At 41.4% G+C, this 14,370-nt stretch carries 13 protein-coding genes and 1 tRNA gene; 11 read left to right on the forward strand and 3 right to left on the reverse strand.

Annotated features, from left to right (window positions below):
* Positions 1–266: 266 nt before the first annotated feature.
* The 4 genes from ACO1XM_RS00145 to ACO1XM_RS00160 all read left to right on the forward strand — a co-directional run bounded on the left by ACO1XM_RS00145 (position 267) and on the right by ACO1XM_RS00160 (position 4,115).
* Complete coding sequence (locus ACO1XM_RS00145; protein ID WP_486224879.1) at positions 267–896, forward strand: polysaccharide deacetylase family protein; 630 nt, start codon at positions 267–269, stop codon at positions 894–896.
* Positions 889–1,950, forward strand: a complete 1,062-nt coding sequence (locus ACO1XM_RS00150; RefSeq protein ID WP_486224881.1) for a glycosyltransferase — start codon at positions 889–891, stop codon at positions 1,948–1,950. The genes ACO1XM_RS00145 and ACO1XM_RS00150 overlap by 8 nt, the downstream gene beginning before the upstream one ends.
* Before the next feature lie 345 nt (positions 1,951–2,295).
* A complete protein-coding gene (locus ACO1XM_RS00155) occupies positions 2,296–3,057 on the forward strand; it encodes a TatD family hydrolase (RefSeq protein ID WP_486224883.1) in 762 nt (253 codons plus the stop codon).
* The gene (locus ACO1XM_RS00160; protein WP_486224885.1) at positions 3,054–4,115 is read left to right on the forward strand and encodes an asparaginase; all 1,062 of its coding nucleotides are present in this window, start codon (positions 3,054–3,056) and stop codon (positions 4,113–4,115) included. The genes ACO1XM_RS00155 and ACO1XM_RS00160 overlap by 4 nt, the downstream gene beginning before the upstream one ends.
* 36 nt (positions 4,116–4,151) lie before the next feature.
* On the opposite strand, the gene ACO1XM_RS00165 is transcribed toward ACO1XM_RS00160, so the two are convergent.
* Positions 4,152–4,238: transfer RNA gene (locus ACO1XM_RS00165), tRNA-Ser, on the reverse strand.
* A 244-nt stretch (positions 4,239–4,482) separates the two neighbouring features.
* On the opposite strand from ACO1XM_RS00165, the gene ACO1XM_RS00170 reads away from it, so the two are divergent.
* The 5 genes from ACO1XM_RS00170 to ACO1XM_RS00190 all read left to right on the forward strand — a co-directional run bounded on the left by ACO1XM_RS00170 (position 4,483) and on the right by ACO1XM_RS00190 (position 8,158).
* Positions 4,483–5,289 carry a MotA/TolQ/ExbB proton channel family protein gene (locus ACO1XM_RS00170; RefSeq protein WP_486224887.1) on the forward strand — a complete coding sequence of 269 codons (807 nt, stop codon included), beginning with the start codon at positions 4,483–4,485 and terminating at the stop codon, positions 5,287–5,289.
* A gap of 10 nt (positions 5,290–5,299) precedes the next feature.
* Positions 5,300–5,635, forward strand: a complete 336-nt coding sequence (locus ACO1XM_RS00175; protein WP_486224889.1) for a hypothetical protein — start codon at positions 5,300–5,302, stop codon at positions 5,633–5,635.
* On the forward strand, positions 5,635–6,189 hold the full coding sequence (locus ACO1XM_RS00180; protein WP_486224891.1) for an ExbD/TolR family protein: 555 nt from the start codon (positions 5,635–5,637) through the stop codon (positions 6,187–6,189). The genes ACO1XM_RS00175 and ACO1XM_RS00180 overlap by 1 nt, the downstream gene beginning before the upstream one ends.
* A 1-nt stretch (position 6,190) precedes the next feature.
* Positions 6,191–6,652: an ExbD/TolR family protein gene (locus tag ACO1XM_RS00185; protein WP_486224893.1), complete on the forward strand. Its 462-nt coding sequence runs from the start codon at positions 6,191–6,193 to the stop codon at positions 6,650–6,652.
* A 198-nt stretch (positions 6,653–6,850) separates the two neighbouring features.
* A complete protein-coding gene (locus ACO1XM_RS00190) occupies positions 6,851–8,158 on the forward strand; it encodes an MFS transporter (RefSeq protein WP_486224895.1) in 1,308 nt (435 codons plus the stop codon).
* Positions 8,159–8,505: 347 nt separating this feature from the next.
* Here ACO1XM_RS00190 and ACO1XM_RS00195 read toward each other — a convergent pair whose 3' ends face one another.
* Positions 8,506–9,276, reverse strand: a complete 771-nt coding sequence (locus tag ACO1XM_RS00195; protein WP_486224897.1) for an AMP nucleosidase — start codon at positions 9,274–9,276, stop codon at positions 8,506–8,508.
* Between the two features lie 22 nt (positions 9,277–9,298).
* Between ACO1XM_RS00195 and ACO1XM_RS00200 the strand changes: the two genes are divergently transcribed.
* Positions 9,299–9,742, forward strand: coding sequence for a type I restriction enzyme HsdR N-terminal domain-containing protein (locus ACO1XM_RS00200; RefSeq protein ID WP_486224899.1), 444 nt, complete (start codon positions 9,299–9,301; stop codon positions 9,740–9,742).
* An 840-nt stretch (positions 9,743–10,582) separates the two neighbouring features.
* Here ACO1XM_RS00200 and ald read toward each other — a convergent pair.
* Complete coding sequence (ald, locus tag ACO1XM_RS00205; RefSeq protein ID WP_486224901.1) at positions 10,583–11,695, reverse strand: alanine dehydrogenase; 1,113 nt, start codon at positions 11,693–11,695, stop codon at positions 10,583–10,585.
* A 143-nt stretch (positions 11,696–11,838) separates the two neighbouring features.
* Between ald and ACO1XM_RS00210 the strand changes: the two genes are divergently transcribed.
* Positions 11,839–14,247 (forward strand): alpha-ketoacid dehydrogenase subunit alpha/beta, encoded by a 2,409-nt coding sequence (locus ACO1XM_RS00210; protein WP_486224903.1) that lies wholly within the window; start codon positions 11,839–11,841, stop codon positions 14,245–14,247.
* The last annotated feature ends 123 nt before the right edge of the window (positions 14,248–14,370 follow it).

Below are 14,370 nucleotides of genomic sequence, written 5' to 3' on the forward strand. Positions count from 1 at the left end.
CAATCTTATCGATGTGCTGATGAGTTAATTCGGTAATTCGTTAATTGATTTGAGGATGTGAAGATTTGGGAATTCGAAAATTCGAAGCCCGTCATTGCGAGGAATCAGCGTGGGACTGTGTAGTGGCATGACAAAGCAATCTGTTTTGATTAATTGATTCGTTTATGTGATGATTCGTTAATTAATTTTGACAACTTGAAGATTGGTGGGTTTGAAAATTAGTAGAGCGTCATTGAAATCACGTAATTCCCAGAAAAGTAAAAAGCATGTTGCACCGTACGCCCTTCTTTCTTCCTCTTCTATACCCTGGCTTACTTTGGCGCATGCCCTCCAACAAAAAAGAAGTCTATTTAACATTCGATGATGGCCCTGTGCCTGGCCCTACTGAATTTGTGTTGAATGAATTGAAAAAACACAAGTTAACTGCTACCTTCTTTTGCATTGGTGATAATATCCACAAACACCCTGAGTTATTTAAAAGAATCATCAACGAAGGCCATGCTGTTGCTAACCACACTTTTAATCACTTGAAGGGCTGGCAAACAAGTACACCCGCCTATCTTGATAATATTAAAAAATGCGATCAGGTAATTAACTCACATAGTTCTTTGCCTGCTGCTACGTATTTCAGACCACCCTACGGCCGGATTAAGCGTGCGCAAATAAAGGCACTCGCCAATAAAAAAATTGTGATGTGGGATGTACTCACCCGCGATTATGATGTGACCCTGTCTCCCGAACGATGTCTTAAGCATTCTCTACAAGCGACACGCAATGGCTCTATTATTGTATTTCACGATAGCGTGAAAGCTGAAAAAAATCTACGGGAGGTATTACCAAAATATATCGAAGCCTGTTTAGCTCAAGGGTATACATTTGCAGCATTCCGTGGGTAAACGCATTCTCATAACGCCATTGGATTGGGGACTTGGTCATGCCACACGATGCATCCCCATCATTCAGGAATTATTAAAGCAAGGTAATGAGGTGATGGTAGCCAGCAGTGGTTTAGCACTTAATTTGTTAAAGCAAGAATTTTCGGGGCTTACTTTTTTTGAACTTCCCTCTTATAAAGCCACCTATGCCAGATGGTTGCCTTTAATGTTAAAGGTTTTCTGGCAAAGTCCTTATTTCTTTTATGTCATCAGGAAAGAGCACGCGCTTGTAAATAAGTTAATTGACGATCATAAAATTGATATCGTTATTTCAGATAATCGCTATGGTTGTTATTCAATAAAAGTAAAAAGTATTTTCATTACCCATCAGCTCACTATTCAAATGCCGAAAGGATTGATCTGGTTGCAGAGATCCATTAGTTATTTTCATCATGCACTTATTAAACGTTTTAATATGTGTTGGGTGCCTGACTTCCCTGATCAGCGACTCACGAATGTGCTGACATCAACTTACTTACCTGTATTTTTTATTGGATCAATCTCCAGGTTTACCAAAAGTGCTTCGCGGCCCGAAAAACTTTACCAGCTTTTGATTTTACTTTCCGGTCCTGAACCGCAGCGTACCCTATTAGAAGAAAAATTACTGAGTCAGTTGAAAAATTATGAAGGTAAAGTAATGTTTATAAGAGGGCTTCCAGGTGTTCAGACAAAAATACAAACACATCCTGCCAATGTTGAAATGATCAACCATTTAAAGGCAGTTGAACTTCAGCACATGATAGAAAGCAGTGAAATAATTGTCTCACGCTCCGGCTACACAACTGTCATGGACTTATATGAATTAGAAAGTAAAGCGATATTTATCCCGACACCTGGTCAAACGGAGCAGGAATATTTGGCAGAAAAACTGAAGCGAGCAAATATTGTTTATAGCGAAAATCAAGATACATTTAATTTGCATGAGGCCATTGATCAAGCGAAATCATACACAGGTTTTCAGCAAAGTGAATCAGGAAGACAATACTTATTGAAGGCAATTCAATTGATGTGCTGATGAGTTAATGTGCTGATGTGTAAATTCGTTGATGTGCGGATTTGGTAATTGGGTTGAAATCCTAAATTAAAACCCACGTCATTGCGAGGAAAGAAGCGTGGTATGTGTTGTGGGTGACGAAGCAATCTGATTAGATGTGCTCATTCGTTTATATTTTAATTTTTCTAACTTCTAACTTCTAACTTCTAACTTCTAACTTCTAACTTCTAACTTCTAAATTCTAAATTCTAAATTCTAAATTCTAAATTCTAAATTCTAAATTCTAAATTCTAAATTCTAAATTCTAAATTCTAAATTCTAAATTCTAAATTCTAAATTTGCCTTCACAAGTATTCACCATCTAAAATGATTGACACCCACGCCCATATCTACCTCGATGAATTTAAAGAAGACCGTTCAGCCTTATTGGATCGGGCCCGTGAAAGAGGTGTACAAAAAATTCTAATGCCCAATATCGATAGTACATCGATAGACAGTTTACTTGAGCTCGAATTTTCAGCACCCGACTTGTGTGTGGGCATGATGGGCCTTCATCCTTGTTATGTTAAAAAAGGATTCGAAAAGGATTTGTACGAAGTAGAAGCCTGGTTAGCTAAAAGGAAATTCTGTGCAGTAGGAGAGATCGGTACCGATTTGTATTGGGATAAATCTTTATGGGCAGAACAGCAGGAAGCCTTTCAGGTACAATTAAATCTGGCCAAACAGTATGCCTTGCCAGTCTCCATTCATTCAAGAGAAAGTACCGCTGAGGCCTTGGCCATAGTTGAAAAACTTCAGGATGGTAAGTTGAAAGGTGTATTTCATTGTTACAGTGGAACACTTGCGCAGGCAGAACAAGCCATTAAGTTAGGCTTTCACCTGGGTATTGGGGGCGTGGCCACTTTTAAAAAGGGTGAGCTTGACGACTTACTCAGAACAGTTGATCTTAAATACCTGGTTTTAGAAACTGATAGTCCTTACCTGGCGCCTGTACCTTATCGGGGGAAAAGAAATGAACCATCCTACCTCCATTACATAGCCGAAAAAATTGCCTTGGTTAAAAACATCAGCGTTGGGGAGGTAATCACACAAACCACTTTAACGGCAAAAGCTATCTTTGCTGTATGAAGTTGAACAAGACTTATATCAATACAGCGCTATCGGGTAAGGCAAGGGCGAAAGTACTCATTATATATACTGGAGGAACCTTTGGTATGATGCGTAACAATCAAGGTGTATTGGCTCCCTTCGACTTCTCTAATATTTTGGAGCATCTACCCACCTTGCGTAACCTGGCACTTGAGCTCACAGTTATTTCTTTTGATAAGCCCATTGATTCCTCCAACATTCAACCGGATCATTGGCAGGTAATGGCTGATATTATTGAGCAAAACTATACGCAATATGAAGGTTTCGTGATTTTACATGGAACCGATACCATGGCCTTTTCAGCTTCTGCCTTAAGTTTTATGCTTCAGGGACTGAGCAAGCCCGTAATTTTTACAGGCGCCCAACTGCCTATTAGTGAGCCCCGGTCTGATGCCCGGGAGAATTTGATCACCTCCCTGGAAATTGCAGCAGCAACCATTGATGGAAAACCTGCCGTGCCTGAGGTCTGTATTTTCTTCGACTTTGAGTTGTTAAGGGGCAATCGTTCAAAAAAGGTAGAGAGCATGCAGTTTGATGCTTTCGACTCCGGCAATTATCCGCCACTGGCCAAGGCTGGGGTGAAGATAGACTACGACAGGCGTGTTATTCATAAAGCTGATGGTCAATCGCTTACCTTGATAAGAAACTTTGACACACAGGTAGCTGTGCTAAAACTATACCCCGGACTTAACCTGAACACAGTCAGAGCAGTTTTAAATACACCCGGGCTACAAGGTTTAATTATTGAAACCTATGGCAGTGGCAATGCACCAACCCTATCATGGTTGATTGATGAACTTAGCCAGGGCATACAAAGAGGACTCGTAATAGTGAATGTATCTCAGTGTTCAGGCGGCAGGGTTACACAGGGAAAGTACGAAACTTCAAAAGCATTAGCGGAAATAGGGGTGTTGGGGGGTGCAGATATGACCGTGGAAGCAGCCTTGACTAAGCTGATGTTGCTCTTGGGTAATTACCAGAAAGCAGAAGTAAAGGAGTTAATTGTCAAGTCCTTATCAGGCGAGTTGACACTTTAAGCCAACAAGTGTTAGCTTAAAATTTCTAAATAAATGCGGAGAGGGCGGGATTCGAACCCGCGATACCCTTTCAGGTATACACACTTTCCAGGCGTGCTCCTTCAACCACTCGGACACCTCTCCAAAAAAAGTTTGCAAAACAATCGATAAAATATCCCGAAAACAAGCCCTGCTTTGAAAGATCTGGACTTATAAAAGAAATAGTCCCCCAGACCGTGTGACTTTCTGTTTCGTAACGAATTAGGGGTATAGTTTATGGTTAATGTGGCCATTCACAGAAAAATATGTTGAAAAGTGTTTATGAATCAACAAAACCTTTAATTTTGGCACTTTCAAAAACGCTATAAGCATACTTAAACCTTTAACTATGAAAAAACAACTTGCGATTTTCGCTATGGTGGGGGTTCTCTTCTCCACTTCCCTATTCGCACAGGATTCAACTCAAACAGCTGCTGCTGACTCTGCTCAGACAACTGCTGTCGCTGCCGAACCAGAAGCCGCTCCTGCTGAAGAAGCCGCTGCCGAAGAAGAAGCATCTTTCCACGAGGTATTGAAAGATCAATTCATCCAGGGTGGTGTTGAGTACATGTGGCCAATCCTTATCTGTATGATTTTGGGTCTAGCTGTGTCGATCGAGAGAATCATCACACTTAACCTGGCTACAACAAATACCAAAAAATTACTAGGTACTATTGAAGAGGCCTTGAGCAAGGGTGGTGTTAATGCCGCGCTTGAAGTGACCAAGAACACAAGAGGCCCTGTTGCTTCTATTTTCACACAAGGTTTAATGCGTTACCACGAAGGTATAGACATGGTTGAAAAATCAATCGTTTCTTACGGTGGTGTTGAAATGGGCCGTTTAGAAAAAGGTTTGATCTGGATCTCCCTTTTCATTGCCCTTGGTCCCATGCTTGGTTTCTTCGGTACTGTAATCGGGATGGTGCAGGCCTTCTCTGATATCGAAGCTGCCGGTGATATCTCCCCTAACATCGTTGCGGGTGGTATGAAAGTGGCCTTGATCACAACCGTTGGTGGTCTTGTGGTAGGTATGGTGCTTCAGATTCTTTATAACTATTTAGTTTCTAAGATCGACTCTATCAGCAATAACATGGAAGATGCTTCTATCTCTTTGGTAGATATCTTGGTGAAATACAAGTTGGTTAATAACAAATAAATAAAATACGATGCTAGCAAATGATGGTTTAATAAATGCAGGTATGTGGATATTCTACATACTCCTGTTTGCCAGTATTGTGACGGCCGTAGTATTTCCTTTACTTCATGCAATAAAAACACCAGGTACCTTTAAAAAGTCACTTATAGGTGTTGGAGCAATTGCTGTAGTATTTGTAATCTCTTATGCGTTGTCTGGTTCTGGTGTTACCGCTAAACAAATGACAATGGGTGTGGATGAGAGCTCTTCTAAGTTAATTGGAGCAGGCCTTACCATGTTCTACTTCACTTTGTTTGGATCAATAATTGGAATTATTTATTCTGAAATTTCTAAAGCTTTAAAATAATGCCTAGACCCGTACCCGATATCCCGAATGCATCAATGGCTGATATAGCCTTCTTGTTGCTTACCTTCTTTTTGGTGACAACAACGGTAGCCAATGATAAAGGGTTAACACTCTTATTACCACCACCACCGGAGGCCTTGCCTCCGGATCTGGATATAAAAATTCAGGAGCGTAACCTTTTCAAAATTCAAATCAACTCATTTGATGCTTTGTTGGTTGAAGGGGAACCTTACACTGGCAGTATGCGTGAGTTGTCGGATATGATCAAGGATTTTGTACAGAACAATGGCGTTAATCCTGAATCTTCAGACAGTCCTGATAAAGCAATTGTTTCTTTCAAGACCGACCGAGGTACCAGTCATAAGAAGTTTGTAGAAGTTTTGGATGCAGCACAACGCGCCTATTACGAAATTTACGCTTCAAAAATTGGTGTCACTGTGGATAAGTGGAGAGACATCGCTTCTGATCCTGAAAAGAAGGCAGAATATAATAAGTCAAGGGAAGGTATTCCTATGAATATTTCTATTGCAGAACCAACTAAAGTAGGAGGGTAATATGTCGAAGTTTAAAAAGAAAGCAAACGTAAAGCAGGAGATCCCAACTTCTTCCATGCCTGACGTTGTATTCATGTTGTTATTCTTTTTCATGGTAACAACACAGATGCGTGACTCAAGCATTATGGTGAAGCAAAAAATGCCTCAGGCAACGCAATTGCGTAAACTGATGCGTAAATCATTGGTTACTTACTTATACATCGGTGAGCCTAGCAAAACTGAGCAGTATGGTAAAGAGCCTAAAATTCAGGTAAACGATGTTTTCATCGAACCTAAGGATATTATCCAGTGGGTTAATGTTGAAAAAGCTAAGTTGAATGAATTTGAACGTGATCAACTAACGATTTCCTTCAAAGTAGATAGTGATGCTAAGCGAGGCATTATATCTGATGTGGAAACCGAGCTGAGACGTGCCAATGCACGTATCATCAGCTACTCTTCTGTAAATAAGAAAGAGATTTAATATTGTTTTTTCAAAAGGTTAAAGCCCCTGCGTCTGACGTAGGGGCTTTTATATTTTTAAGACACGCAAAAGGTTTTGAAATGGCCAGCTATTTTTATGACTTCTTCTGATCATATTAATCACCGAATTAACTCATTTCCGAATCAGCACATCAACTCATTATTTATTCTATCTTCGTAAGCCCTTTTGGCTTTAACTATGCAACAACTCAATAATGCTAAAGTAGTTCGCTCCTGGTATATGTATGACTGGGCCAACTCTGTGTATTCTTTAGTAATAACGTCCGCTATTTTCCCTGTCTATTACAAGGTTGTAGCAGTAAATGGAGGTTCGGATATTGTTCAGTTTTTGGGCTTCTCTATTCAGAATTCTGTACTCTATTCCTACGCCTTATCATTCTCTTTTCTGCTGGTGGCTTTGATGCTACCCTTGTTATCAGGCATGGCTGACTATACAGGCAGGAAAAAAAGGTATATGAAGTTTTTCGTGTGGTTGGGGGGCTTGTCGTGTATGGGGCTTTACTTTTTTGATGATGTGAGCCGTTTAGATCTAGCCATTATCTTTTCAATATTGGCCAGCATCGGTTATTCGGCCAGCCTGGTTTTTTACGATGCTTTCCTTCCAGAGATTGTTACTGAAGACAGGTATGATATTACCAGTGCACGAGGTTACTCCATGGGTTATATAGGTAGCGTCATTTTGATGGTGATCTGCCTTGTTTTAATTATTAAGTTTCAGACTTTTGGATTTCCCACCGAAGGCGAGGCAACACGTGTTTCTTTTCTTTTAGTTGGTTTATGGTGGATTGGTTTTTCTTTTATTCCTTTTCGCTTTTTACCTGAAACCGTAAGAGTAAAGGATTCCACTTTGGGAAACACCTGGCATAAAGGTTACGAGGAGGTTGTTAAAGTATGGCACAGTCTTAAAAACTTACCAGATCTGAAACGTTATTTACTTGCTTTCTTCTTTTATAATTCAGGCGTGCAAACAGTGATGTATTTGGCAGCTTTATTCGGCACAGATGTATTGCACCTGGAAAGCACAAAATTGATAGTTACTGTTTTGTTGATACAGTTGGTTGGTTCGGTAGGTGCTGCACTTTTTGCACGTTTGTCTGTCTGGCAGGGAAATCGTTTTTCACTTTCAGTAATGATCACCATCTGGATTGGCATTTGTATTGTGGCATATTTAATTACCACAGAGTATGAGTTTTATGCCCTGGCAGTTGTGGTGGGTATGGTGATGGGTGGTATACAAGCTTTGTCGCGGGCTACTTACTCCAAATTGATTCCGCAAAATACGATTGACAACACTTCTTACTTCAGTTTTTACGATGTTACCTATAACTTATCTATTGTAGTAGGCACCTTCTCTTTTGGTTTTATCAACCAGATTACGGGTGATATGCGTAACAGTGCCTTGGGTTTGGCTGTATTTTTTGTTTTAGGAATGCTCGTGCTGATGACCGTAAAGGCAAAAGATGTTGTGAAGAATAAATGGATTTAATTGATGTGCTGATTTGTTGAGGTGCTAATTCGTTGATTGATTTCAAAATTTGAGAATTTGAAAATTGTGAAATCATCCTTTAATGAGTATGCGAGGCCTCGCGGCATGAGAGCGAAAACTTTATAACTAATTATCCAAATACAGTGATGTAATCACTTAACCATAAAAATAATCTTTTCAGATTTTCAATTCAATGTCGTTTAGTTAAGCTAACATGCTCATTCCCCCCTTTTGGAGAAGACTGGAGGTGAGCCTGCCCGCAAGTAGCCGCTTCGGCAAAGGCAGGGCCAATAAAGAGGCTTAAATAAACGACATTGATTTTTCGATTAGCGTAAGCAACTGGCTATTTAGTAACGCAGGTGCTTTACTGTCATACCATTGTTGATCAATTGTTTTAATGAATCGATACCTACTTTTAGATGTAGATCAACATAACTGGTAGTTACTACTTTGTCACTGGCCTCAGTCTTTACGCCATCGGGTGTCATCGGTGAATCGGATACCAGCAAGAGTGCACCTGTCGGAATTTTATTATAAAAAGCAGTTGAGAAAATGGTGGCCGTTTCCATATCAATGGCCTGTGCACGAATCTTTCTTAAGTAATTTTTAAAGTCCTCATCCCATTCCCAAACCCTGCGGTTGGTGGTATAGCACGTGCCGGTCCAGTAATCCTGGTTGTAGTCACGGATGGTTGTAGAAATAGCTTTCTGCAAAGCAAATGATGGCAAAGCAGGAACCTCAGGCGGGAAGTAGTCATTCGAAGTACCTTCACCACGAATGGCAGCGATGGGCAGAATCAAATCACCGATTTCATTTTTGGCTTTCAGTCCGCCACACTTTCCAAGAAACACGCAGGCTTTTGGTTTAATGGCCGACAAACAATCCATAATGGTAGCCGCATTCGGACTACCCATACCAAAGTTAATAATGGTGATTCCTTGTGCAGTAGCACAGCGCATGGCTTTGTCCTGACCTATAACAGGTACATTATTCCATTCAGCAAACATCTTTACATAATTGTCGAAGTTGGTCAGTAGAATGTATTCACCAAATTGGTCCAGGGCCAGGCCGGTATAACGGGGCAGCCAGTTATTAACAATATCTGCTTTTGTTTTCATAGTTTTATTTCTTCATTTACAAATGCTTCCCAAACTTAATCTCCCTCCGTTTCAGGCAAGGCTTCAGGAAAGCGTTGGTAAAATATGGATTTTTGACGTGATACGGAAAAAGTTCCTGGTACTAACGCCTGAAGAATGGGTAAGACAGCATTTTATTAACTTTTTGATATCTGAAAACTACCCTAAGTCACTTTTTAAGATTGAGGGCGGTTTGTCTGTAAATGAGTTACGCAAGAGAAGCGACATAGTGATTTTTAACCGGGAGGGCAAAGCGTGGATGTTGGTAGAGTGTAAGAATCCATTGATCTCAATTAATCAAACCACCTTAGATCAGGTGGGCAACTATAACATAACCATGCAGGCAAAATATGTAGTGGTTACCAATGGCATGCAGCACTATTACTTTGAAACCAACTGGGAAGAAAAAACAATTAAACGATTGGATGCACTTCCGGCTTTTGAATAGAAGAAGTTGATGTGCTGATTTGTTGATGTGCTAATGAGTTAATTCGTTAATTCATTGAGTAAACTGATTGATTTGAAAATGGAAATCCACCTACAAAATCATTGTCGAAATTGAATTTCTTATGCTTCATCACAGCATGCTCAGGCAGGGCATTATGCTATCCTCGGCCTGGCAGGGTATGTGCGGATAGCATACAGCCCTGAATGAGTATGCGAGGCCTCGCGGCCTGAGAGCGAAAACTTGATTGTTGCTTTCTACTCAAATAATTTTGTGCAATTCCATCGTTATTAAAAAATATTTCCGTCCAATCATCGTCTCCGCAGGGACGATGATTTATTTATATTCTCATCCCTACGTAAAAAACGCAGTTCATTCGAGAGGTATGTTAGGTTCTGCAGGCTAAGAACGAAAACTTGATTGTTGCTATTTTTGTAAATACTTATTTTAAAAAATATAAAAATTGTATCGTCCCCTAGCGGGAGACGATACTTGACGAATAGTAAAAATCGTATCGCCCCTACACTTATTCCGTCTAATAATCGTCTCCGCAGGGACGATGATTTATTTGGATACTACTCCCTATGCAAAAAAAACACAATTCATTCTAGAGGTAAGTGAGGTTCTGCAGGCTAAGAGCGAAAACTTGATTGTTGCTATTTTTGTAAATACTTATTTTAAAAATATAAAAATCGTATCGTCCCCTAGCGGGAGACGATACTTGACGAATAGTAAAAATCGTATCGCCCCCTACACAGTTGATAATAATTGACGAAGCAATTCAAAATAAAAAGGGGTTGCCAATTACTTAGCAACCCCTTTCATTATCACTCAAATAAAAAACTACAAATATTTCTTCACATCAGTGTAAGGCAGGTTGAATGCCTCCGACACGCCCTTGTACACAACATCGCCAAACATTACGTTCAAACCATTGCGTAACTCAAGACTTTCCTGACAGGCTTTCTTCCAGCCCTGGTTAGCCAACTTAATGGCATAAGGCAAGGTTGCGTTCGTCAAAGCCAGGGTAGAAGTGTAAGGCACTGCGCCCGGCATGTTTGCCACACAATAGTGAACAACATCATCAATAATGTAAGTAGGGTCTTCGTGAGTTGTCGGGCGACAAGTTTCAATACATCCGCCTTGATCAACAGCCACATCCACCAACACAGTACCAGGACGCATTGTCTTTAACATATCTTTGGTAATCAACTTAGGCGCTTTTGCACCAGGTACTAATACACCACCGATAATCAAATCATGGTCTTTCACCATTTCGCGAATAGCATATTCGTTAGATACCATCGTGTGTACATTCTTTGGCATTACATCATCCAAATAACGCAGACGGTTCAGGTTTAAGTCCATAATGGTAACATCAGCACCCATACCAGCTGCAATCTTGGCTGCATTGGTACCTACAACACCACCCCCTAAAATCAATACTTTGGCAGGTTTTACACCGGGTACACCACCCAATAAAATACCACGACCCTTTAATGGTTTTTCAAGATACTTCGCACCTTCTTGTATCGCCATACGACCTGCTACTTCAGACATAGGAATAAGCAGTGGTAAGCTACCGTCCACACGTTCTACAGTCTCATAAGCTAAACAAACGGCTCCGCTACCAATCATGGCCTTGGTTAGGGGCTCATAAGAAGCAAAGTGGAAGTAAGTGAAAACAAGTTGATCTTTTTTAATCAGTTTATATTCCTGCTCAATCGGCTCCTTCACCTTCATGATCATTTCAGCCAGGCTAAATACCTCAGCAGCCGTTTTAATCATCTGAGCACCAGCCTTTATGTATTCTTCATTGCTAAAACCGCTGCCCTCACCTGCATTGGTTTCTACATATACAGTGTGTCCGCGCTTAATTAGCTCTTGCGCACCGGCAGGAGTTAGGGCAACACGATTTTCGTTATTCTTGATTTCTTTTGGAACGCCTATGATCATAACATTGATTTAGAGCCGCAAATATAGCAATCCGAACGCTTGGCAGGTAGTTTTTGCAAAGGTTTGCAATCGATAGAAAAGCAAGTTTTAGGGGAAAGTCTATTTCCGTATTTTTACACCCTGAACCGTAAAACTGATATACTGTGAGTGCAACGAAAGAACGCGTGAGGTTTTCCCCGGCTAAAATCAAGGAAATTTTAGCTGATTACCGGTTAGCTTGTGAAAGCAGGGAGGCTAGTTTAATTGGCCGAAAGGAAGTATTCATGGGAAAAGCCAAATTTGGCATTTTTGGTGATGGTAAGGAAGTTGCCCAGTTGGCCATGGCCAAGGTCTTTAAAAATGGCGATTTCAGGTCGGGTTACTACCGCGACCAGACTTTTATGTTCGCCATAGGCCAACTTAGCCTGCAACAGTATTTTGCACAATTATACGCCCATACCGATGTAGAAGCTGACCCGGCTTCTGGCGGACGCCTCATGAATGGCCATTTTGCCACCCGCATGCTGGACGATCAGGGTAAACTCAAGAATTTAACAGAAAGTAAAAATAGCAGTGCCGACATTTCCCCCACCGCTGGTCAAATGCCACGCTTGCTGGGTATGGCCTATGCCTCTAAACTCTTTAGAAATAATAAAGCCCTGCACAGCTACACCAACTTGTCTGTTAATGGCAATGAAATAGCTTTTGGCACCATCGGCAATGCCTCTACCAGTGAGGGTATGTTTTACGAAGCCATGAATGCAGCAGGTGTATTGCAAGTGCCTATGCTGATGAGTGTGTGGGATGATGCCTACGGTATCTCTGTTCCTCAGGAGTACCATACAACCAAGGGAAGTATTTCAAAAACCTTGGCAGGCTTGCAGCGTAATGAGCGTGAAAAAGGTTTTGAGATCATCAATGTAAAAGGTTGGGACTATCCTGCACTGGTAGAAGCTTATCAGCAGGCAGAAAAAATTTGTCGTGAAGAGCATGTGCCTGTATTGGTGCATGTGGATGAAGTAACCCAGCCGCAAGGTCATTCCACTTCGGGCTCGCATGAGCGATATAAATCAAAGGAGCGTTTAACCTGGGAGGCAGAACATGACTGCTTGCGCAAAATGCGTGAATGGATTATTGATGAAGTTAATATTTTACCAGATGAGCTTGATGATATTGAACTTGAGGCCAGGAAGGTAGCGAAGGAGGCTAAAGAAAAAGCATGGAAAGCCTTCAATGATTCGATGCAGGCAGATTTCAAAGAGGCTTTATCCTTATTGAAAGAACTAGCTTCTGCTTCAGCCGCGGGCAACGAAGTAAGTGCACTTACCGAGACTTTAGAGAAAACACAGAACCCTATTCGCCTGGATGGCATCAAGGCAGTAAAGAAAGCACTCCGTTTGGTGCGTTCTGAGCGTTCAGTGGCCAAAACGAATTTGATTAACTGGTTAAAGCGCCTTGAAGAAGAAAATGAAAGACGCTACAGCTCACACTTATTAAGCGAATCGGAAGAAGCTGCTCTAAAAGTGACAGAGATTAAACCAATGTATGCAGAAGATGCCCCCGAGGTAGATGGGCGTGAAGTGATGCAGGCATTTTTTGATATTGCATTAGAACGCGATCCTCTCGTGTTCGCTATAGGAGAAGATGTGGGCAAGATTGGTGATGTGAACCAGGGCTTTGCCGGCTTGCAGGAGAAGTATGGAGAACTCCGTGTAACTGACACGGGTATTCGCGAGTGTACCATTATTGGTCAGGGTATAGGGGCTGCGTTGCGCGGCATGAGGCCGATCACGGAAATACAGTATTTGGATTATCTGTTGTATGCTTTGCAAATCATGAGTGATGATCTGGCTTGTCTGCAATACAGGACTAAAGGCGGACAAAAAGCGCCTTTGATTATTCGCACCAGAGGTCATCGCCTGGAAGGTGTTTGGCACTCAGGTTCTCCCATTGGTATGATGCTACACAGCTTGAGAGGCATGCATGTTCTCACGCCACGCAACATGACGCAGGCAGCAGGCTTTTATAATACCTTATTGCAATCAGATGAACCAGCTATCGTCATAGAATGCTTGAATGGTTATCGCTTAAAAGAGAAGATGCCTTCAAATCTTGGAGAATACACGGTGCCACTGGGGGTGCCTGAAATTCTGAGAGAAGGAAGTGATGTAACCATTGTTACCTACGGTTCTATGTGTCGTATTATCTTAGATGCAGCGCAAGAGTTAGAAAAGGTGGGTATTTCATGCGAAGTAATTGATGCGCAAAGTCTCCTGCCTTTTGATGTGCATCACAGCATTGTAGAGTCGGTAAAGAAAACGAACAGACTTGTACTGGCAGATGAAGATGTGCCCGGAGGCGCAAGTGCTTATATGATGCAGAAAGTGGTAGAAGAGCAAGGAGCTTACCGCTATCTGGATTCACAACCATTAACCATTGCGGCTAAAGAGCATCGTCCTGCTTATGCATCGGATGGAGATTACTTCTCTAAGCCGAACCCGGAAACTGTTTTCGATAAGATTTATGCCATGATGCAGGAAGCAGAACCGGAACGTTTTCCTGGCATCTATTGATTTGGTGCAATGAGAGGGCAGCCATCATTTAATGATGGCTGCCTCCTTTGTAATTCCTTAAACCCTGAGACATTCATTTTAATAACCAATCACCCATTATCAGTGATGAAAGACCAGTGGTTT

This window comes from Chryseotalea sp., from assembly GCF_057350905.1.

Excerpts from the sequence above, each read along its gene's own strand:
- ACO1XM_RS00195 (WP_486224897.1), bottom strand. The coding sequence starts at position 9,276 with ATGAAAACAAAAGCAGATATTGTTAATAACTGGCTGCCCCGTTATACC.
- ACO1XM_RS00160 (WP_486224885.1), top strand. The coding sequence starts at position 3,054 with ATGAAGTTGAACAAGACTTATATCAATACAGCGCTATCGGGTAAGGCA.
- ACO1XM_RS00200 (WP_486224899.1), top strand. The coding sequence starts at position 9,299 with ATGCTTCCCAAACTTAATCTCCCTCCGTTTCAGGCAAGGCTTCAGGAA.
- ACO1XM_RS00190 (WP_486224895.1), top strand. The coding sequence starts at position 6,851 with ATGCAACAACTCAATAATGCTAAAGTAGTTCGCTCCTGGTATATGTAT.
- ald (WP_486224901.1), bottom strand. The coding sequence starts at position 11,695 with ATGATCATAGGCGTTCCAAAAGAAATCAAGAATAACGAAAATCGTGTT.
- ACO1XM_RS00185 (WP_486224893.1), top strand. The coding sequence starts at position 6,191 with ATGTCGAAGTTTAAAAAGAAAGCAAACGTAAAGCAGGAGATCCCAACT.
- ACO1XM_RS00170 (WP_486224887.1), top strand. The coding sequence starts at position 4,483 with ATGAAAAAACAACTTGCGATTTTCGCTATGGTGGGGGTTCTCTTCTCC.
- ACO1XM_RS00175 (WP_486224889.1), top strand. The coding sequence starts at position 5,300 with ATGCTAGCAAATGATGGTTTAATAAATGCAGGTATGTGGATATTCTAC.
- ACO1XM_RS00145 (WP_486224879.1), top strand. The coding sequence starts at position 267 with ATGTTGCACCGTACGCCCTTCTTTCTTCCTCTTCTATACCCTGGCTTA.
- ACO1XM_RS00180 (WP_486224891.1), top strand. The coding sequence starts at position 5,635 with ATGCCTAGACCCGTACCCGATATCCCGAATGCATCAATGGCTGATATA.
- ACO1XM_RS00155 (WP_486224883.1), top strand. The coding sequence starts at position 2,296 with ATGATTGACACCCACGCCCATATCTACCTCGATGAATTTAAAGAAGAC.